The organism is Kitasatospora sp. NPDC004289 (assembly GCF_053602875.1).
Genome location: NZ_JBSGEL010000102.1, coordinates 1 through 19223 on the forward strand (window position 1 = coordinate 1; position 19223 = coordinate 19223).

16 protein-coding genes and 1 pseudogene are annotated in these 19223 nt (G+C 73.6%); 10 read left to right on the top strand and 7 right to left on the bottom strand.

What is annotated here, in order from left to right; translation table 11 throughout:
- Positions 1-703, bottom strand: a 703-nt coding sequence (locus tag ACWEPF_RS36730) for a response regulator transcription factor (protein WP_452176034.1), incomplete at its 3' end; no start/stop codon positions are given.
- Positions 704-832: 129 nt separating this feature from the next.
- On the opposite strand from ACWEPF_RS36730, the gene ACWEPF_RS36735 reads away from it, so the two are divergent.
- Positions 833-2140, top strand: coding sequence for a cell division protein PerM (locus tag ACWEPF_RS36735; RefSeq protein ID WP_452176035.1), 1308 nt, complete (start codon positions 833-835; stop codon positions 2138-2140).
- A gap of 81 nt (positions 2141-2221) precedes the next feature.
- Here ACWEPF_RS36735 and ACWEPF_RS36740 read toward each other — a convergent pair whose 3' ends face one another.
- Positions 2222-2872 carry a hypothetical protein gene (locus tag ACWEPF_RS36740; protein ID WP_452176036.1) on the bottom strand — a complete coding sequence of 217 codons (651 nt, stop codon included), beginning with the start codon at positions 2870-2872 and terminating at the stop codon, positions 2222-2224.
- Between the two features lie 349 nt (positions 2873-3221).
- On the opposite strand from ACWEPF_RS36740, the gene purN reads away from it, so the two are divergent.
- Both purN and purH read left to right on the top strand, forming a co-directional pair.
- Positions 3222-3863, top strand: a complete 642-nt coding sequence (gene purN / locus ACWEPF_RS36745) for a phosphoribosylglycinamide formyltransferase (protein ID WP_452176045.1) — start codon at positions 3222-3224, stop codon at positions 3861-3863.
- Entirely contained in the window at positions 3860-5440 is a 1581-nt protein-coding gene (purH, locus tag ACWEPF_RS36750; protein WP_452176037.1) for a bifunctional phosphoribosylaminoimidazolecarboxamide formyltransferase/IMP cyclohydrolase, read from the top strand. The genes purN and purH overlap by 4 nt, the downstream gene beginning before the upstream one ends.
- A gap of 86 nt (positions 5441-5526) precedes the next feature.
- Here the strand turns inward: purH and ACWEPF_RS36755 are convergent, their stop codons facing one another.
- From ACWEPF_RS36755 to ACWEPF_RS36765, 3 genes are all read right to left on the bottom strand, one after another.
- The gene (locus tag ACWEPF_RS36755; RefSeq protein WP_452176038.1) at positions 5527-6159 is read right to left on the bottom strand and encodes an RDD family protein; all 633 of its coding nucleotides are present in this window, start codon (positions 6157-6159) and stop codon (positions 5527-5529) included.
- Positions 6160-6304: 145 nt separating this feature from the next.
- The gene (locus ACWEPF_RS36760) at positions 6305-6718 is read right to left on the bottom strand and encodes a DUF2752 domain-containing protein (RefSeq protein WP_380149330.1); all 414 of its coding nucleotides are present in this window, start codon (positions 6716-6718) and stop codon (positions 6305-6307) included.
- Entirely contained in the window at positions 6715-7122 is a 408-nt protein-coding gene (locus tag ACWEPF_RS36765; protein WP_452176039.1) for a hypothetical protein, read from the bottom strand. Before ACWEPF_RS36765 ends, ACWEPF_RS36760 begins: the two co-directional genes overlap by 4 nt.
- Positions 7123-7275: 153 nt before the next feature.
- Here ACWEPF_RS36765 and ACWEPF_RS36770 point away from each other — a divergent pair, with 153 nt between their 5' ends.
- From ACWEPF_RS36770 to ACWEPF_RS36795, 6 genes are all read left to right on the top strand, one after another.
- Positions 7276-8133, top strand: coding sequence for a bifunctional methylenetetrahydrofolate dehydrogenase/methenyltetrahydrofolate cyclohydrolase (locus ACWEPF_RS36770; protein WP_345286076.1), 858 nt, complete (start codon positions 7276-7278; stop codon positions 8131-8133).
- 41 nt (positions 8134-8174) lie between these two features.
- The gene (locus tag ACWEPF_RS36775) at positions 8175-8549 is read left to right on the top strand and encodes a DUF3017 domain-containing protein (protein ID WP_452176040.1); all 375 of its coding nucleotides are present in this window, start codon (positions 8175-8177) and stop codon (positions 8547-8549) included.
- Positions 8550-8785: 236 nt separating this feature from the next.
- Positions 8786-9775, top strand: a complete 990-nt coding sequence (locus tag ACWEPF_RS36780) for a malate dehydrogenase (protein WP_452176041.1) — start codon at positions 8786-8788, stop codon at positions 9773-9775.
- A gap of 75 nt (positions 9776-9850) precedes the next feature.
- Positions 9851-10741, top strand: coding sequence for a hemolysin family protein (locus tag ACWEPF_RS36785; protein ID WP_452176042.1), 891 nt, complete (start codon positions 9851-9853; stop codon positions 10739-10741).
- A gap of 30 nt (positions 10742-10771) precedes the next feature.
- Entirely contained in the window at positions 10772-11809 is a 1038-nt protein-coding gene (gene trpS / locus ACWEPF_RS36790) for a tryptophan--tRNA ligase (protein ID WP_345286068.1), read from the top strand.
- 14 nt (positions 11810-11823) lie between these two features.
- On the top strand, positions 11824-12396 hold the full coding sequence (locus tag ACWEPF_RS36795; protein WP_345286066.1) for a 2'-5' RNA ligase family protein: 573 nt from the start codon (positions 11824-11826) through the stop codon (positions 12394-12396).
- Positions 12397-12450: 54 nt separating this feature from the next.
- Here ACWEPF_RS36795 and ACWEPF_RS36800 read toward each other — a convergent pair whose 3' ends face one another.
- Both ACWEPF_RS36800 and ACWEPF_RS36805 read right to left on the bottom strand, forming a co-directional pair.
- Positions 12451-14997: a CDP-glycerol glycerophosphotransferase family protein gene (locus tag ACWEPF_RS36800; protein ID WP_452176043.1), complete on the bottom strand. Its 2547-nt coding sequence runs from the start codon at positions 14995-14997 to the stop codon at positions 12451-12453.
- A 167-nt stretch (positions 14998-15164) separates the two neighbouring features.
- Positions 15165-18713: a bifunctional glycosyltransferase/CDP-glycerol:glycerophosphate glycerophosphotransferase gene (locus tag ACWEPF_RS36805; protein ID WP_452176044.1), complete on the bottom strand. Its 3549-nt coding sequence runs from the start codon at positions 18711-18713 to the stop codon at positions 15165-15167.
- Positions 18714-18962: 249 nt separating this feature from the next.
- Here ACWEPF_RS36805 and ACWEPF_RS36810 point away from each other — a divergent pair.
- Positions 18963-19223 (top strand): annotated as a pseudogene (locus tag ACWEPF_RS36810) (class I SAM-dependent methyltransferase); the annotation flags it as partial.

Below are 19223 nucleotides of genomic sequence, written 5' to 3' on the forward strand. Positions count from 1 at the left end.
CGGTCCGCCCCTGATCCGGAAGGACCAGCCGATGCCCCGTCCGACCATGCCCATCAAGCCCGTCCACGCCGATAGCACCCACTGCACCCACCACGCCGCGGTGCCACGGCGCCTGCGCGGCCTCGAAGGCGTACGCGCGGGCCCAGGCCTCCGGTTCCGGCAGCGCCCCCACCTCCCGCCAGCGCCGGCCGGCCGCCGAGAGGGCCAGGTGCACCGCGTGCAGGGCGCGGTGGCGGCAGGCGGTGAGCAGGAAGGTCTGCTGCACCAGGCGGAGGTGGGTGAGCGCGCAGAACTGCTCGAACCCCTCCGGGCGCGGCTCCGTCAGGGCGCCCGGCAGGCCGCCTGCGACGGGCACGGGTGCCGGGGTGGGCTCCGGCGCGCTCCCGGTGCCGGTCTCCGGCTCGGCAGCGGCGTCACCGTCACTGCCGTCGACACCACCGCCGACGTCAGCGGCGACGGCGGGAGCCGGGGCGAGCCGGGCGGCGACGGCGACGGCCTCCGCCCGGGTGTGCACGCCGAGCTTGCGCATCGCCCGGTGCAGGTGGGTGCGCGCCGTGCCGGTGGAGACGCCGAGGGCCTCGGCGATGGTCCTGGTGTCCCGGCCGGAGGCCAGCAGGGCGAGGGCCTGGGCCTCACGGGGCGTCAGCAGGCGGAGCAGCCGGTCCGGGTCGGCCTGCGGACGGGCGGGTGCCGGGGAGGTCACCGCGCCCCCCGGGGCGGGCGGTCGGGCTGGCGTCGAGCCGGGACTGGGCACATGAAGTGATAATCCGGGACACGGCGGAGCTTTGCCTCTTCACGGGGCACAACGGGTGATCTTGGGAGCATGAGGCCCATGACGCAGCTGATGGGCCGTCCGATCCTGGGCCTGCCGGGCGAACTGGGAGTCCGCCCCTTCCTCGCCGACCTGCTGGCCGGAGTCCGCACCGCGCTGCTCACCCTGGCCCTGGTGGCCGTGCCGGTGCTGGCCCTCTGGGTGGTCACCCCGTACGCGGACGACACCGCCGCCGGGGCCGGGCGGGTGGCGGGCGCGCTCTGGCTGCTCGGGCACGGGGCACCGCTCGCCCGCGGTCCGGCCGGCGTTCCGCTGACCCTCACCCCGCTGCTGCCCACCGTGGTCACGGCCGTGCTGCTGGTCCGTACGGGGCAGCGCCTGGGGCGGCGCGAGCGCCTGCACTGGCGCGCGCCGTTGGCCGTGTGCGCCGGGTACCTGACGGTGGCCCTGGCCGCGGTGGCCCACTGCTCGGGGGAGGGGGAGCTGCGGGCCCGCCCGCTTCCCGATCTGGCGGCGGTCGCGCTCCTGGTGGCCGTCTCGCTCGGGGTCGGGGTCGGCTCGGTGGACGGCCGGCTGCGGCTGCCCGCCCGCCTCGTGCTTCCGGAGCGGTGGAGGGAGCGGGTGCCGGCCATGGCCAGGCCCACGGGCGGTGGGCCCGCCGTGCTGCGGGCCGCCGGGGCGGGCGTGCTCGGCCTGGTCGGGGCGGGCGCGGCGGTGTTCGGCGGGACGGTGCTGCTCGGGCTGGGTGCGGCGGGACGGTCGGCGGCGGACTTCGGCGGCGGGCCCGCGACGGTCGGCGGGTTGGCGCTGGCCTGCGCGCTGTTGGTGCCCAACGCCGTGCTCTGGGCGGCGTGCTACGCACTCGGCCCCGGTTTCGCGGTCGGAACGGGGACGGTGGTCGCGCCGCTCGGGGCCCGGGTCGGTGAGATGCCGGACTTCCCGCTGTTCGCGCTGCTGCCGGAGAGCGGGGCGGCGGGGTGGTGGCCGGCGGTCTGTGTCCTGCCGCTGCTGGCCGGGCTGGTCCCGGCGGCCCTGCTCGGCCGGGCGGCGCTGCGGGGGGAGTGGCACCCGGTGGCCACCGCCCTGGCCGCGCTGGGCAGTTCGCTGCTGGCGGGAGCCTCCGCAGGGCTGGCCGCCTGGGCCGCGGGCGGTGCGCTGGCCGCCGACCGGATGGCCCGCCTCGGCCCCGTCCCCTGGCAGTCGGCCGTCGCCACCCTCGCCTGGCTGGCCGCCGTCACCGTCCCCGGCGCCCTCCTCACCCGGGTCTGGCCCGCCCTGACCACCCGTCACCTCTCCCGGGCCCGCCGCGCCACCCACGCGGCGCTTGTCCGCCTCTCCGAGCTCGGCTCCCGCAGCTCCGACGACTGACCACGACCCGCAGCGGCCGTGCCGGACCCACCTCCGTGCCGGACCTACCGCCGTGCCGGACCCGCAGCGGCCGCGCCGCGCTTACCGCCCCGGGTTGTAGAGGTTGACGACGATGCTCGGGGCGAGGTCGTCGCAGCTGTCCACGGCCTGGGAGGTCAGGGCGCTGCTGACGCAGTTCACGTAGTCCTGGTAGTAGAGCGTGACGCCCAGCGAGGCCAGCACGAACAGGACGGTGACGCCGCCCGTGACGAGGCCGCCGACCGCGGCGGGGGTCTGCGGGCGGACGGGCTGCGGGCCGGCGGCCGAAGGGGTGGCGTCGGGGTTGGTGCGCTGCTTGGTGCGCAGGGTGCTGATGCCCCAGTAGGCGGCCAGCGCCCCGAGCAGCAGGGCGACGTAGGGGATGCCGAGCACCACGCAGAAGAGGCCGCCCATGCCGGCCATCAGCGCGTGCCGGGAGCGGCGCTGGATCGGGTCGTTGGGGTCGAACTTCGGCTGCGGCGGAGCCGGCGGCGGGGTGCCCCAGCCGTTGCCCCGGTGGCCGGGGCTCCACGGGTGCGGCGGCGGGACCAGGCCGCGGTCGTCCCCGCCCTCACCCGGACCGGGGGAGCCGGAGCCGTCGGGCGGGGTGGAGGAGCCGGGCGGCGGGGTTCGCGGCTGCCAGGGCCGGTCGGGGGCATTCGCCGGCGGCGGCGCGAACGGGTTGCGCTCGCCGGTGTCGTCTCCGCTGCTCATCTGTCAGCCAAATCCTTCGTCGTGGTGGTCGGGCCGGGGGTGGGACGGGGGCGGACCCGGGAGGGCCGGGTCAATGATCCCGCAGGGGTGTGCGGGAGTCACACGGGTGTGGCCGATCCGCGTGCCGCGAGATCCCCGTCTCAACTACGCGCGTAGCGTTGCCGGGCGGTTACGAGGGCCCTCCGACCAGCCGTTATCGTGGTGACGGTCGAGGTCCGGGCAAGGTTCCCGGCCCGATCAGGCGCCGCCCGTAGTGGCCCCACCGACGGTGGACGTACCAGCGGGCACCCGACCGACGGAGATTCGCGCAGTGGCCGCTGCTTCCGCCCAGTCCACCCCGACCGACGCCGTGCAGACCTTCCCTCCGCGTACCCCGGGCCCCGCCCGCCTCGTGGTGCTGGTCTCCGGTTCGGGTACCAACCTCCAGGCGCTGATCGACGCCGTGACCCCCGCCTACGGCGCGGAGATCGTCGCCGTCGGAGCGGACCGGGACGGCATCGCGGGTCTGGAGCGCGCCGAGAAGGCGGGCATCCCGTCCTTCGTGGAGCGGATCAAGGACCACCCGGACCGGGCCGCCTGGGACGCGGCGCTGACCGCGGCGGTGGCCGCGCACGCGCCGGACCTGGTGGTCACCGCCGGGTTCATGAAGATCCTCGGCCCGGAGTTCGTGGCCGCCTTCGCCGGACGGATCGTCAACACCCACCCCGCGCTGCTGCCCGCCTTCCCGGGCGCGCACGGCGTCACCGACGCGCTCGCGTACGGCGTGAAGGTGACCGGGTGCACGGTCCACCTGGTGGACGGCGGCGTGGACACCGGCCCGATCATCGCCCAGGGTGTGGTCGAGGTCGAGGAGACCGACCACGCCGACGGCGGGGAAGCACTGCACGAGCGCATCAAGACTGTCGAGCGCCAGCTGCTCGTCGACGTCGTGGGCCGCCTGGCCCGCGAGGGTCACCGCATCGAGGACCGAAAGGTATGGATTCCGGCATGAGTGCCAGCTCCACCACGCCCCCCGTCTCGGAGAACGTCCGCCCGATCCGCCGCGCGCTGATCAGCGTGTACGACAAGACCGGTCTGGAGGAGCTGGCCCAGGGCCTGCACGCCGCCGGGGTCACCATCGTCTCCACCGGCTCCACCGCGGGCCGGATCGCCGCGGCCGGCGTGCCGGTCACCGAGGTCTCCGAGCTGACCGGCTTCCCGGAGTGCCTGGACGGCCGGGTCAAGACCCTGCACCCCCGGGTGCACGCCGGCGTGCTCGCCGACCTGCGGCTGGAGTCGCACCGTGCGCAGCTGGCCGAGCTGGAGATCGAGCCCTTCGACCTGGTCGTGGTGAACCTCTACCCGTTCACCGCCACCGTGGCCTCCGGCGCCACCCCGGACGAGTGCGTCGAGCAGATCGACATCGGCGGTCCGTCGATGGTCCGCGCGGCCGCCAAGAACCACCCCTCGGTGGCCGTGGTGGTCGACCCGGCCCGCTACGCGGACGTGCTGACGGCGGTTCAGGGCGGCGGCTTCGACCTGCTGACCCGCAAGCGCCTGGCCGGTGCCGCGTTCGCGCACACCGCCGCCTACGACGTCGCGGTGGCCTCCTGGTTCGAGGGCTCGGGCTACACCGAGAACACCGAGAGCTTCCCGGCCTTCCTGGGCGCGACGTACGAGCGCGAGAACGTGCTCCGCTACGGCGAGAACCCGCACCAGCAGGCGGCGCTGTACAGCGACGGCACCGGCGGCCTGGCCGGCGCCGAGCAGCTGCACGGCAAGGAGATGTCGTACAACAACTACGTGGACACCGACGCCGCCCGCCGGGCCGCGTACGACCACGCCGAGCCGGCCGTCGCGATCATCAAGCACGCCAACCCCTGCGGCATCGGCACCGGCGCGGACGTCGCCGAGGCGCACCGCAAGGCGCACGCCTGTGACCCGCTCTCCGCCTTCGGCGGCGTGATCGCGGTGAACCGTCCGGTCACCGTCGAGCTGGCCGAGCAGATCGCCGAGATCTTCACCGAGGTCGTCGTCGCCCCGGCGTACGAGGACGGCGCCGTCGAGGTGCTGGCCCGGAAGAAGAGCATCCGGGTGCTGCGCGCCCCCGAGGCCCCGGCCAACGCGGTCGAGGTCCGGCCGATCTCCGGCGGCGCCCTGCTGCAGCAGGTCGACCGGGTGGACGCGGCCGGTGACGACCCGTCGACCTGGACGCTGGCCACCGGCGAGGCGCTCTCCGAGGGCGAGCTGGCCGAGCTGGCCTTCGCCTGGCGGGCCTGCCGGGCCGTCAAGTCCAACGCGATCCTGCTGGCCAAGGGCGGCGCCTCGGTCGGCGTCGGCATGGGCCAGGTCAACCGGGTCGACTCGGCCAAGCTCGCGGTCGAGCGGGCCGGCGAGCGGGCGCAGGGCTCGTACGCCGCCTCGGACGCGTTCTTCCCGTTCCCGGACGGCCTCCAGGTGCTGCTGGACGGCGGCGTCAAGGCCGTGGTCCAGCCCGGTGGTTCGGTCCGCGACGACGAGGTGATCGCGGCGGCGAAGGCGGCCGGCGTGACGATGTACCTGACCGGGACCCGGCACTTCTTCCACTGAGCCCCGGCTCGCCGGGCCGGCCTGGCCGGTGACGCGAAGCGGCCCCGCACACCGTGAGGTGTGCGGGGCCGCTGCGTGCGGTGGCGTCAGTTGGCCTTGACGACCACGGTGCCCATGATCTTGTCCGCGAAGGTCTGCTTCTTGGCGTCCCAGAGCGGCCACAGGTAGCCGACGCAGCAGAAGCCGTCCAGGATGTGCAGCGCCTCGCGGCCGAAGGCGGCGCCGAAGCTGAGCTTCTGGCCGTCCGCCTCGCGCACCATGCGGATGTTGACGGCCTTCTGGCCCAGGGACTGGCCCATGGAGCTCTTCATCCAGGCCAGCACGGCCCAGGTGAAGACGCCGACCAGGAACTGGAGGGCGTAGTAGCCGCCCGCGCCGCTCATCTGGCCCGTGTCCGGGTCGATGCCGGGCGTGGCTATCACGAACACGATGATGTACGGGATCAGGGCGACGACCAGGAAGTCGATGATGCGGGCGACCACGCGGCTGCCCCAGCCCGCGTAGAAGTTCTGCACGTTGCCCGCGTTCGGGTAGCCGCCGCCGGGCTGGCCGTAGCCGGCCTGCGGCTGCTGCGGGTATCCGTAGCCGGGCTGACCGGCCGGGGGCTGCTGCGGGTAGCCGTAGCCGGGCTGGCCCTGCGGGGCGCCCTGCTGCGGGTAGCCGTAGCCCTGCGGGGGCTGCTGGCCGTACGGGTTGTTCGGGTCGGGCGGGTAGCTCATCAATGCCTCCGTGGGCGGGATGGTGAGGTTGGGACGGGAACAGGAGAACCCTGGGACGGACGGGCAGTTGACGTGCCGACCGGGTGGGAGATTAGCGGAACGGAGTGACACGGTGGAGGTCACTTTCCGTCAGAAGGCCTTGCGATTACGGCAGCAGGAAGTCGTAACGGTGCAACTGCCAGAGCCAGGACACCGTTAAAGCGGTACCGATCAGGACATTCCGGTGACGGTTCGACAGCCCCCACCACCAGCGCCCCGGGCCGAGCGGTGCCAGCAGCAGGCCGAGGCCGGCCACCACCGTCACCGGGTTGGCCAGCAGGGCGGCGGCGAGGTCGCCGTGCCCCGCCTCGATGAAGACCGTGGTGGAGCCGCAGCCCGGGCAGGGGATCCCGGTGAAGCGGCGCAGCGGGCAGAGCACGCCGGGGTCGTGCGCGTCGTGCAGCAGCGCGACCGTCAGCGCGGCCACCGCCGCCCCGGCCGCGCGCACCGCGACCCGCAGCGCGCCGCCGCGCGGCGTGCCCGCCGTGCCCGCCCAGCGGGTCGTCAACTGCTGGATCACGGGACGTAGTTCTCGGCCACGGTCTCGTAGAAGACCAGTCCGGCGATGCCGATCAGCAGGCCGAGGGCGGAGAGGACGATGCCGCCGATCGCCTGCGTGCGGCCGACGCCGGTGCGCTGGGAGCGGTTGAGGCCGGCGATGCCCAGGCCCAGGCCGACCGGGCCGAGCAGCGCGCCGTAGAAGCAGATGACGATGGAGGCGAAGCCCAGCGCCAGCGCGGCGTTGGCCATGCCGTTCGGCTCCGCCACCGGGCCCACCGGGGCCATCGGGCCCATCGGGTAGCCGGGCTGGGGCTGCTGGTGCTGCTGCGGGTACCCCGGGCCGGGGTACGCCTGGTGCGGGTGCGGCTGCTGCCCGTACCCGCCGTACGGATCAGGCGGCGGCTGCTGGTACGGATTGCTCACTGCTGCGGTCCCCCCGTGTGTCACGTCCCCTCATCGTGGTTGGGGCGTACCCGCCGTGTCCAGCGGTGCTCACCGTCCGTTCCGAAATGTGGCGCAACCGCAACCCGGGTGGCACGCGCCGGGGCACCGTCTCCGATCCGGGAGAATGGCGTCATGACTGCCCAGATTCTCGATGGCAAGGCCACTGCGGCCGCGATCAAGTCCGAACTCGCCGTCCGCGTGGCGGCCCTCAAGGAGCGGGGCGTCGTGCCCGGCCTCGGCACCCTGCTGGTCGGCGACGACCCGGGCAGCCGCTGGTACGTCAACGGCAAGCACCGTGACTGCGCCGAGGTCGGCATCGCCTCGATCCAGCGCGAGCTGCCCGCCGACGCCACCCAGCAGCAGGTCGAGGACGTGGTCCGCGAGCTCAACGCCGACCCGTCCTGCACCGGCTACATCGTCCAACTCCCGCTCCCCAAGGGCCTGGACCCGAACCCGGTGCTGGAGCTGATGGACCCGGCCAAGGACGCCGACGGCCTGCACCCGACCTCGCTCGGCCGCCTCGCCCTCGGCATCGACGGCCCGCTGCCCTGCACCCCGTACGGGATCATCGAGCTGCTCCGCCGCCACAAGGTGGAGATCGACGGCGCCGAGGTGGTCGTGGTCGGCCGCGGCGTCACCGTCGGCCGCTCGATCGGGCTGCTGCTCACCCGCCGCTCCGAGAACGCCACCGTGACGCTCTGTCACACCGGCACCCGGGACCTCTCCAAGCACCTGAAGCAGGCCGACATCATCGTCGCGGCCGCCGGCGTCGGCCACCTGATCAAGGCTCAGGACGTCAAGCCGGGCGCCGCGGTGCTCGACGTGGGCGTCAGCCGGGACGGCGAGGGCAAGATCCAGGGCGACGTGGAGCCCGGCGTGGCCGAGGTGGCCGGCTGGATCTCCCCGAACCCGGGCGGCGTCGGCCCGATGACCCGCGCCATGCTGCTCAACAACATCGTGGTGGCGGCCGAGCGCGCCGCGAACGGCTGACCCCGGTGGCGTCCATGCCGGGCCGGTCGCGACGGCGGCCGGTGAAGACCACGGGCACCCTCCCGCCCGAGGGCTCGGCCGCGGCGCTGGACCGCAGCCATCCGCTGCCGGTCCGGCAGTGGCCGATAACGCTGGTGCTCGGCCTGGCCGTGATCGGCCTGGGCGTCACCTGGTTCGGCGACTTCAAGTACGGGCTGCTGCTGACCGGGGCCGCGCTGCTGGTCGGCGCCGCGCTGCGGCTGGTGCTGCCCGAGGTCGGCATGCTGGCGGTGCGCAGCCGCTTTACCGACGTCACCGTGCTGGGCTTCCTCGGCGCCGTGATCGTGCTGCTCACGCTGATCGCCCAGCCCGACCCGTGGCTGCGGCTCTCGGTGCTGGACAACATGGGGCACCTCATCGGCCGCCAACGCCGCTGAACCCGACGGCCCCCGTCCCGACGGCCCCCGCCCCGGCGGGGGCCGTCGCGCGCGGTCGCGGTGCGCGGAGCCGTGCGTGCCCGTTGTGACGTATCAGCCAGTGCCGTGCTCACGCCGGGCAGCGGGCTTGCGATAACCTGACGCCCGGATCTCTCGATGTCGAGAGATCGTCCTCGGCTCCAGCGCGGGCGCGCGGTGGGGCGTGGCACCCTGGCGATCGCTGGAGTAGACAGAAAATGACTCGCACCCCCGTCAACGTCACCGTCACCGGCGCGGCCGGCCAGATCGGCTACGCGCTGCTCTTCCGCATCGCCTCGGGCCACCTGCTCGGCGCCGACGTCCCGGTCAACCTGCGCCTGCTGGAGATCCCGCAGGGCGTCAAGGCCGCCGAGGGCACCGCGATGGAGCTCGACGACTGCGCGTTCCCGCTGCTGCGCGACATCACCATCACCGACCAGCCGTCGGTCGCCTTCGACGGTGCCAACGTGGCCCTCCTGGTCGGCGCCCGCCCGCGCACCGCCGGCATGGAGCGCGGCGACCTGCTGCAGGCCAACGGTGGCATCTTCGGCCCGCAGGGCAAGGCCATCAACGACAACGCCGCCGACGACATCAAGGTCCTGGTGGTCGGCAACCCGGCCAACACCAACGCCCTGATCGCCCAGCGCAACGCCCCGGACGTCCCGGCCGACCGCTTCACCGCGATGACCCGCCTGGACCACAACCGCGCCGTCGCCCAGCTCGCCAAGAAGCTCGGCGTCACCGTGAACGACATCCAGCGCCTGACCATCTGGGGCAACCACTCGGCCACCCAGTACCCGGACATCTTCCACGCGCTGGTCAACGGCAAGAACGCCGCCGAGGCCGTCAACGACGAGGCCTGGCTGGCCGACGAGTTCATCCCGACCGTCGCCAAGCGCGGCGCGGCCATCATCGAGGCCCGTGGCGCCTCCTCGGCCGCCTCGGCCGCCAACGCCGCCATCGACCACGTGTACACCTGGGTCAACGGCACCAAGGACGGCGACTGGACCTCGATGGGCATCGTCTCCGACGGCTCCTACGGCGTCGAGCCGGGCATCATCTCCTCCTTCCCGGTCACCGCGAAGGACGGCAAGTACGAGATCGTCCAGGGCCTGGAGATCTCCGAGTTCTCCCGCAAGCGGATCGACGCCTCGGTCGCCGAGCTGGTCGAGGAGCGCGACGCGGTCCAGGAGCTCGGCCTGATCTGAGCCGTGCTCACCTGAACGGCCGGGTCGCCCCTCGCGGGGCGGCCCGGCCGTCGCGCGTTCCGTATGCTGCCTGGCGTGACCCTCGCCCTGCTCCTGCTCCTCCCGGCGGCCGCCCTGCTCGGCGAGCTGCTCCGCCCCTTCGCCCGGCTGCTCGGCTACGTCCGGGGGCTGCGCGGCGAGCAGCCGGGGCCCAGCTCGGAGGAGCTCCGCGACCTGGTCGCGGCCAGCACCGAACTCGGCCACGACGAGCGGGAGTTGATCGCCGACGTGTTCGCCGCCGGGGAGCGGCGGCTGAGCGAGGTGATGGTGCCGCGCACCGAGGTCACCTTCCTGGACGCCGACCGGCCGCTGGCCGAGGTCCGCGAGCAGGCCAGCCGGGCCCCGCACTCCCGCTACCCCGTCACCGAGGGCTCCTACGACGCCGTGGCGGGCTTCGTGCACGTCCGGGACCTCTACGGAGCGCGCGGCGAGCAGGCCTGCCTGGTCCGGGAGTTGACCCGCCCGGTGCGGCTCTTCCCGGCCACCAAGCGGGTGCTGGAGGCGATGAGCGAGATGCGCCGCGAGGGCCACCACCTGGCCATCGTGGTGGACGAGTACGGCGGCACCGCCGGGATCGTCACCCTGGAGGACCTGGTCGAGGAGGTCGTCGGGGAGATCCGGGACGAGTACGACGCCCTGGACACCACCGCGACCCGGCGGCTGGCCGGCGGCGGGATGGAGCTGGACGGTCTGCTCAACCTCGCCGACTTCGCCGCCGAGACCGGCGTCACCCTTCCGGAGGGTCCCTACGAGACCGTCGCCGGATACCTGGTCAGCGAGCTCGGCAGGCTCCCCGGCACCGGCGACCAGGTGGCCACCGGGGCCGGGCTGCGGCTCGCGGTGGCCAAGCTGGACGGCCGCCGGATCGAACGGATCAGGGTGAGCGCGGTCACAGTGTCCGAGGCCGTGGGGGCGGATGTTTCCTGAGCGGTCGGTGAAGCTGGAACAATGGCGCCCATGGTCAACGCAGCGGTCACCGGTCCGGCCACGGACCGTCCTCGGGTCCTCTCCGGCATCCAGCCCACCTCGGGCTCCTTCCACCTGGGCAACTACCTCGGCGCGGTGCGCCAGTGGGTGGACCTCCAGGAGGCCAACGACGCCTTCTACATGGTGGTCGACCTGCACGCGATCACCGTGCCGCAGGACCCGGCGACACTGCGCGAGAACACCCGGATCTCCGCCGCCCAGCTGCTCGGCGCCGGGCTCGACCCGGAGCGCTGCACCCTCTTCGTCCAGTCCCACGTGCCCGAGCACGCGCAGCTCGGCTGGGTGATGAACTGCCTGACCGGCTTCGGCGAGGCCAGCCGGATGACCCAGTTCAAGGACAAGTCCTCCAAGCAGGGCGCCGACGGCACCACGGTCGGCCTGTTCACCTACCCCATCCTGCAGATCGCCGACATCCTGCTCTACCAGGCCGACGCCGTCCCGGTCGGCGAGGACCAGCGCCAGCACATCGAGCTGACCCGCGACCTCGCCGAGCGCTTCAACACCCGGTACGCGCCCACCTTCACCGTGCCGAAGCCGTACATCCTCAAGGAGACGGCGAAGATCCAGGACCTGCAGGACCCGACCGCCAAGATGAGCAAGTCGGCCGCCTCGCCCAAGGGTCTGGTGAACCTGCTGGACGACCCCAAGGTCAGCTCGAAGAAGTTCAAGAGCGCCGTCACCGACACCGACACCGTGGTGACCTACGACGAGGAGAACAAGGCCGGCGTCTCCAACCTGCTGCGCATCCACTCCGCACTCAGCGGGCAGTCGATCGAGCAGCTGGTGGCCCACTTCGAGGGCAAGATGTACGGCGCGCTCAAGACCGAGCTGGCCGAGCTGTTCGCCGACTGGGTCACCCCGTTCCAGGCCCGCACCCGCACCTACCTGGACGACCCGGCCGAGCTGGACCGCGTGCTGGGCCTGGGCGCCGAGAAGGCCCGCGAGGTGGCCTCGCAGACCCTGGCCACCGTCTACGACCGCATGGGCTTCCTGCCCCCCAAGCGCTGACGGACACCCACCCGATGGACACCCGGACCACGCCCGATGGTGACGAGCTCCCCGAGGAGCTCGTCACCATCGGCGTGGCCGTGCACGTCCCGGAGCCCTACGGCACCGCGATCCAGGACGCCCGGGCCGCGCTCGGCGACCCGGCCGCCCGCTCCATACCCACCCACGTCACCCTGCTGCCGCCGACCGAGATAGCCGTGGCCCGGCTGGCCGAGGTCGAGGCCCACCTGCACGAGGTGGCCGCCGGGCACCGGCCGTTCCGGATGCTGCTCCAGGGCAGCGGCTCCTTCCGCCCGGTCTCGCCGGTGGTCTTCGTCAAGGTCGAGGAGGGCGCCCAGGAGTGCCGCGGCCTGGAGGCCGCCGTCCGCTCCGGCCCGCTGGCCCGCGAGCTCGCCTTCCCGTACCACCCGCACGTCACCGTCGCCCACGGCCTGGCCGAGCCGGGCCTGGACGAGGCGCAGGCCAAGGTCCGCTCCTTCCACGCCCGGTTCGCGGTGACCGGCTTCGCGATCTCCCGCTTCGGCGCCGACGAGGTCTGGCGCCCCTGGCGCAGCTACGCCTTCGGCACCGCCTCCGGCCGGGGCTGAGCGGGGCCCACCGGGGCCGAGCGGGGTGGACCGGCGCCCGGGGCCGAGCCGCCGTCAGCCCGGGCCGGCCCCGAGGGCCAGCATCCGGTCCACCACCCGGGCCGCCGCCCCGCCGTCGTCCAGCCGGCAGTGCACCGCCCGGAAGCGCTCGTACGCGGCGGCCTGACGCTCCGTCGGCCCCCGCCCGTCGGCCAGTGCGCGCAGCTCGGCCACCACCTCCGCCGAACTCGGCAGCAGCGGCCCCGGGGCCTCGGCCTCCAGGTCGAAGTAGAAGCCGCGCAGGGTGTCCCGGTAGTGCTCCAGGTCGTAGGTGAAGAAGACCACCGGCCGGCCGGTGACGGCGAAGTCGAACACGATCGAGGAGTAGTCCGTCACCAGCACGTCGGCGGCCAGCAGCAGGTCCTGCGGGTCGGGGTAGTCGCCGACGTCGTACAGGAAGCCGTCCCCGGCGCCGGGCAGCGGCTCCGCCACGTGCGAGTGCGGGCGCACCAGCAGCACGTGGTCCCGGCCGAGCGCGGCCCGGGCGGCGGCCACGTCCAGCCGCAGGCCGAGCCGGAAGCCGTCGCCGTCGGCCCGCTGCTGGTCCTCCCGCCAGGTCGGCGCGTACAGCACCACCCGCTTGCCCGGGGGGAGGCCGAGGCGGCGGCGGAGGCCCGCCGGGTCCGCGCCGGCGGCCAGCACGTCGTTGCGCGGGTAGCCGCTCTCCAGCAGCTCGCCCCCGTACCGGAAGGCCCGCCGCAGGATCGGGGTGGCGAAGGCGCTGGGGGAGACCAGCAGGCTCCACTGCGGCACCTCGCGCTCCAGCGCGGCCAGGTAACCGGCGTCGGCCAGCCAGGGGTTGGCGACGTCGTGCGCGATCCGCTTGAGCAGCGAGCCGTGCCAGGTCTGCACCACCACCTGGCCGGGGCGGCGCTCCAGGAAGGGCGGGAAGTGCGTGTTGCCCACCAGGTAGCGGGAGGTGGCCAGCGCCTCGTACCACTCGGGGCCGTGGGCCCGCACCGGCCGGACCCCGGCGGGCACCTCGGCCCGGGCGTCGTCCACCACCCAGAGGTGGTCCAACGGCAGCCCGCGGCGGGCGAGTTCGGCGTGCACGGCGCGCGGCGAGTCGGCGTAGCCGCGGCCGCCGAAGACGTCGTAGAGCACCGCCTCGCGCAGCGGCCGGCGGCGGGCGGCCGGGTACGCCGAGGTGCGCAGCCGGTGCTGCGCGTACGCGCTGCGCTCGGCCGGGGCGAGCACCGGGGTGGAGTCCAGGATCAGGGTGTCGTGCCAGCGGCCGCGCAGCCGCACCCGCTTGTCCCCGCCGGCCGGGAAGCCGGCCGCCGGGCCGAGCCGCACCTCGGCGGGCAGGGCGGCCAGGGCGGGGCCGGTGAGCTGGAGCGGGCGTTCGGCCGAGCGGTCGCCGAGCGGCCGCAGCCGCAGCTCCCAGATGCCGCGCCGCAGCGGCCGCCGGGCCCGGTCCGAGCCGGTCACGGCGCAGGGCACGGTGAGCCGGGTGCCGCGCTCGACCGGGACCAGGACCTCGCCGGTGCCGTTGCCGTGCCGCAGCACCAGCTCCAGCGGGCCGTCGCCGGGCAGCTCGGTGCGCACGGCGAGCCGGAAGCCGTCCTCGGCCGGGGTCACCGCGTCCACCAGCACGGCGCCCGGCTGGAGGCGGAACTGCGGATAGCCGTCGGCGAGTTGCTTGACCGTCAGGGCGCCGCCGGCCGGGTGGGCCAGCAGCAGCCCGCCGGGCACGGCGCGGTCGTCCAGCACCGGCCGCTCGGTGGAGCCGTCCGGCCGCAGCAGCTCACCGTCCCAGTGCTCGGTGTCCCAGTGCTCGGTGTCCCGGCGCTCGGTGTCGGCGCCGCCGCCCGGGGCGAGCGCCTCGAAGGGCAGCCGGACGGTGAACTCCCGGCCGTCCGGGCTGACGGGGTGCCGGCTCTCGCCGCCGCCCTCCCGGTGGCGCAGCCGGTAGACGGTGCCCTCGGGCACGTCGTGCGCCCAGCCGGAGAGCTCCAGGCCGCCGTCCACAGCGCGCAGCCCGGTGAGGCGGCTCCAGACCCGATGCAGCTTCAGGGTGAGACCGCGCTCGGTGAAGAGCACCAGCAGCCGGACGTCGCGGTCCACCCAGTGCGCGGGTGGGTACTCGCCCGAGCCGCACCAGTACGGGCCGGGCGAGCCCTGGGCGCGGCGCAGCCCGGTCAGGCCCAGCGCGACCGGCAGCACCACCTCGACCAGCCACTCGGCGTCCGGCCAGCCGCCGTCCGGCTCGTGCGCCCGGGCCGGGTCGCGCAGCCGGGCCGGGTCGAGCTCCGCGACGAAGGCCGCCCAGTCGTGGTTGAACTCCTCCTGACCGCTCTCCTCGGTGACCTCGGGGCAGTGGAGCTGACGCGTCCTCAGCCGGACCGGCTCGTGCCCGGGCCGGGTGAGGTGCACCGCGGTCCGCGCGCTCAGGTGCCGCGTGGTGTCCCGGTCCCCGGGGTGGGCGGAGCAGGTCAGCTCCAGCCGGCCGTCGGTCCAGCGGACCTCGCGCAGCCCGTACGAGGGAGGTACGGGCGGGTGCTCCGCGGCCGGCTCGGGACGGCGCTGGGCGACGACGCCGACGGTGCGGAGAACGGACAAGGGGGCGCCTTCCGGCAGGCGGGACGAGGGAAGATCCCATCCCATACCGGTCGAAACCCGCAGGTCAACCGGGGTCGGCCCGGGCCGGCCCCGATTCACCCGGGGCGGTGGAAAGCGTCGAACCCGCCTTCGACCACGGTCGAAGGCGGGTTCGAGGTGACGGCGGGTCAGCCCTTGAGCAGGGCGTCCACCACCCGGGCGGCGGCCTTGCCGTCGTCCAGGTCGCAGTACTTCTGCTTGAAGGTCGCGTAGGCGTCCGCGTACTCGGCGGCCACCGCGTCCACCCTGCCCAGGGCCTCGACCAGCGCCTCGGAGGTCGCCAGCAGCGGGCCCGGGGCCTCGGCCTCGAAGTCGAAGCTGAAGCCGCGCAGGTTGTCCCGGTAGTGCTCCAGGTCGTGGGTGAAGAAGAGCACCGGGCGGCCGGTGTTCACGAAGTCCACCGTCGCCGAGCTGTAGTCCGTCACCAGGACGTCGGCGATCAGCAGCAGGTCGGCCGTGTCGGGGTAGGTGGAGACGTCCCAGACGTAGCCGTTCCCGGCGCTCGGGACCTGACCGCACATCACCGCGTGGGTGCGCACCAGCAGCACCTGGTCCTCGCCGAGCGCCGCCCGGGCGGCGTCCAGGTCGACCCGCAGGTCCGGCTGGTAGCCGCCCTGCGGGCGGCGCCGGTCCTCGCGGAAGGTGGGCGCGTAGAGCACCACCTTCTTGCCCTCGGGCAGGCCGAGCCGCTCGCGGACCCGCTCGGCGGTCTTCTCCCGGTCGCTGGAGAGCAGCACGTCGTTGCGCGGGTAACCGGTCTCCAGGATCGGGCCCTGGAAGCGGAAGGCGCGGCGCATCACCCCGGTGGAGAAGGTGTTCGGCGAGACCAGCATGCTCCACTGCGCGACGTCGCGGTCGAGCTCCTTGAGGTAGTTGGCGTCGGTGAACCAGACCTTCTCGAAGTCGTGGCCGATCCGCTTGACCGGGGTGCCCTGCCAGGTCTGCAGGACCACCTGGCCGGGGCGCCGGACGAAGAAGTCGGGCATGTGCGTGCTGGTCACCACGTACTTCGCGGTGGCCAGGGCCTCGAACCACTCGGGGCTCCACTGCCGGACGGGCTCGGCGGTGGACGGCAGGTCGGCCTGGAGGTCATCGTTGGTCCACAGGTGGCGCAGCGCGGCGCCCCGGTGCACCAGCTCCTCGTGGATCGCCCGCGGCGAGTCCGCGTAGTGGCTGCCGAAGCCCACGTTGTAGAGCACGGTGTCGGTCAGCGGGGAGAGCTGGGCACGGGCGAAGGCGTTGCGCTGCTGCCGCTGCCGGTAGCCGCTGCGCTCCTCCGGGAGCAGGTCGGGGTGCGACTCCAGCGAGAGGTGGTCGTAGACGCGGCGCTCCAGCACCACCCGGCGGCCGCGCGCCTCGATCTCCAACGGGAACGAGTCGTGCGACTCCTTGGCCAGTATGACGCTGGGCCAGAGGCCGCCGGTGGCCCCGGCCGGGCGGAAGAAGACCTCCCAGGTGCCCTTGTGCAGCGGCACCTCGCCCGCGAAGGAGGCGGTCGGCACGGCCGGCAGGGTGGCGCGGAACCGGCCGTCGGTGATCTCGACGGGGTAGGCGTGCTCCTCCTCGCGCCAGTGGTGACGGAGCACCAGCTCGTACCGGTGGGTGCCGGCCAGCGGCAGGCGGCCGCTGAGCAGGAAGCCCTCCGCCTCCGGGGCCGGGGCGATGCCGTCCACCACCGGCTGGAGCACCTGGTCGGCGAACTGCAGGTGCCCGCCCGGCGAGGACTTGGAGTGGAAGGCCCGGGCGTCGCCCTCGAAGGGCACCTCGATGTGCTCGAACGGAGCCCGGTCGTCCAGCACTATCGGCGTGACGAGCTTGCCGCCGAGGTGGATGTCACAGCTCCAGCGGTCCCGCGTCCGCTCCTCCGCGGCCGGGTCCAGCGCGTCCCAGGCCTCGCGGACCTGGGCCAGCTCGGAGATCGGGAAGACGGCCGTGAAGCCGACCTGGTCGCCGACCGGGGCGGAGAGCTCGAGCGGGACGAACAGCTCGCGGTCCGACTCGGTGTGCAGCAGCCGCAGGCGGGCCTGCGCCAGGTCGGCGCCGGCCGTCACCCGGCCGGTCATGGTGACGGTGCCGTCCAGCTCACTGACCGTCAGGACCCGGGCCCGGACCTTCTCCACCTTCAGGTAGAGGTGGCCCTGGTTCAGCCACGGCACGATCCGGACGTCCTGGTCGACCCAGTGCGAGGGCGGGTTCTCGGCGCTGTCCGCCCAGCCGCCGGAGATCCGGCCCTTGTAGACGCCGCCCTTGCCGATCCCGGCGATCAGCACCCGCCACTGGCCCTCCTTCCACTGACCCCGGTGCTTGAGCCGCTTGGGGTCGACGGTGACGGAGAAGCCGGCCCAGTCGCAGCTGTACAGGTCGTGGGAGGAGGAGGCGGTGGCCTCCGGGCTGTAGGCGGTCTTGGTGGGCACCGCCAGCACCCGGCGGCCCTTGGCCTCGCGCAGGACCAGCACCTTGACCATGTCGTGCCGGTTCTCGGCGCCCAGGTGCTCGGGGAAGGCGTGGCCGGTCAGCCGGAACTTCCCGTCCTCCCAGGCGGTCTCGTACAGCCGGCTGCGCATCACCAGCGCGTTGTCCAGGCGCAGCACGTCGGCGGGCACGCTGCGGCGGCCGCCGCGCAGGAACGGGTAGTCGGCGTACGGGCGGAGCAGGCCGCGGGCCGGGGCGGCGCCGTTGCTGTCCTTCTCGAACTCCATCTGGTCGATGAACTCGGACATCCGGTTCGCCACCGTCAGGTGGTACTTCAGGCGCAGCGGCGCGCGCAGCTTGCGGACCTGCTCCGGGCCGATCGCCCGGAGCAGCCGGGAGACGTGCACCTGGTAGGCCTCGCGGTACGGCTCGTCGCCGTCCAGCACCGACCAGAAGAACATCGGGATCTCCTCGACGAGGTTGTTCTCGTCGTAGGAGCGCAGGTACTCCTTGAACTCCGGCTCGGGCCGTGCCTGCAGCCAGGCGCGGACCAGCTCCATCGACTTGACCCGGTCGATCAGGCCCTTGGGGTTGAAGCGCATCTGGGTGATCGACATCTCGCCGACCTCGCGCTCGCGCCAGTGGTAGATCGGCTCGGAGAGCACGTCCACGCTCTTGGCGAGGTAGTGGTGCGGGACGCTGACCGGGGCGTCCTCGTAGAGGATGCCCTCGGGGTAGAGCACGCCGGCCGCGTCGAAGAAGGAGCGGCGGTAGACCTTGTTCCACGCGGTGCGGTCGGTGACCAGCGCCGGGATCTCGGTGATGTGGGTCTTGAGCCTGGTCTCCCGGAACGGCTTGACGTGCCCGCCGGACTGGTAGTAGCCGACGGCGCGGAAGCGCAGCACGTTGCCGGTGGCGAAGTCGGAGCCGGTCTCGTCCAGCGTGCCGATCATCAGCTCGTAGGCGCTGGGCGGCAGGGTGTCGTCGCTGTCGACGAAGTTGAGGAACTCGCCGTCCGGGTCGATGTGGCGGTACCCGGTGTTGCGGGCCGCGCCGAGGCCCTTGTTCTCCTGGCGGACCAGGCGGAAGCGGGAGTCCTTGGCGGCGTACGCGTCCGCGATGGCGGCGCTGCCGTCCTTGGAGCCGTCGTCCACCATCACGCACTCGAAGTCCGTGAAGGTCTGGGCGGCGATGGAGTCCAGGCACTCCTCGAGGTAGCGCTCGACGTTGTAGATCGGGACGACGACGGAGAGGCGGGGGGCCATCGGCTGCGCGGGCCTTTCATCGGGGACGTGCGAGCGGTGGGTGTCCGGGGACGGACGCCCGCCGGGCACACAGCTTCGGCGCGATTCTACCGTCCGGCCGTGCGACCCCCGGCTGTGCGGGCCGCGCCGCGGTCGTCAACCTCGCGCCCGGCGTCCCACCCGAACGGGAGGGTCACCCGGACGGCCCCGGGTCGTTGCTCCGGTCAGGCCGCCCACGGCGGTCCACCGCAGTGTCGTGAGGAGCAGTCGATGAGCACCGTCACCCTGGCCGAACCGGCCCGCCTCGAGGACGTCCCGGGGTGGTTCTGGGAGGAGGACCGGCACTCCTTCGAGTGGCTGCTGACCCGGCAGGAGCGCATCGGCCAGCACGGGGACCTGCTGGAGCTCGGCGCCTACCTGGGCCGCAGCGCCATCGTGATGGGTCGTTACCTGCAGTCGGGTGAGCGGTTCACGGTCTGTGACCTGTTCGACTCCGAGGCTCCGGACGAGGACAACACGGCCGAGATGGCG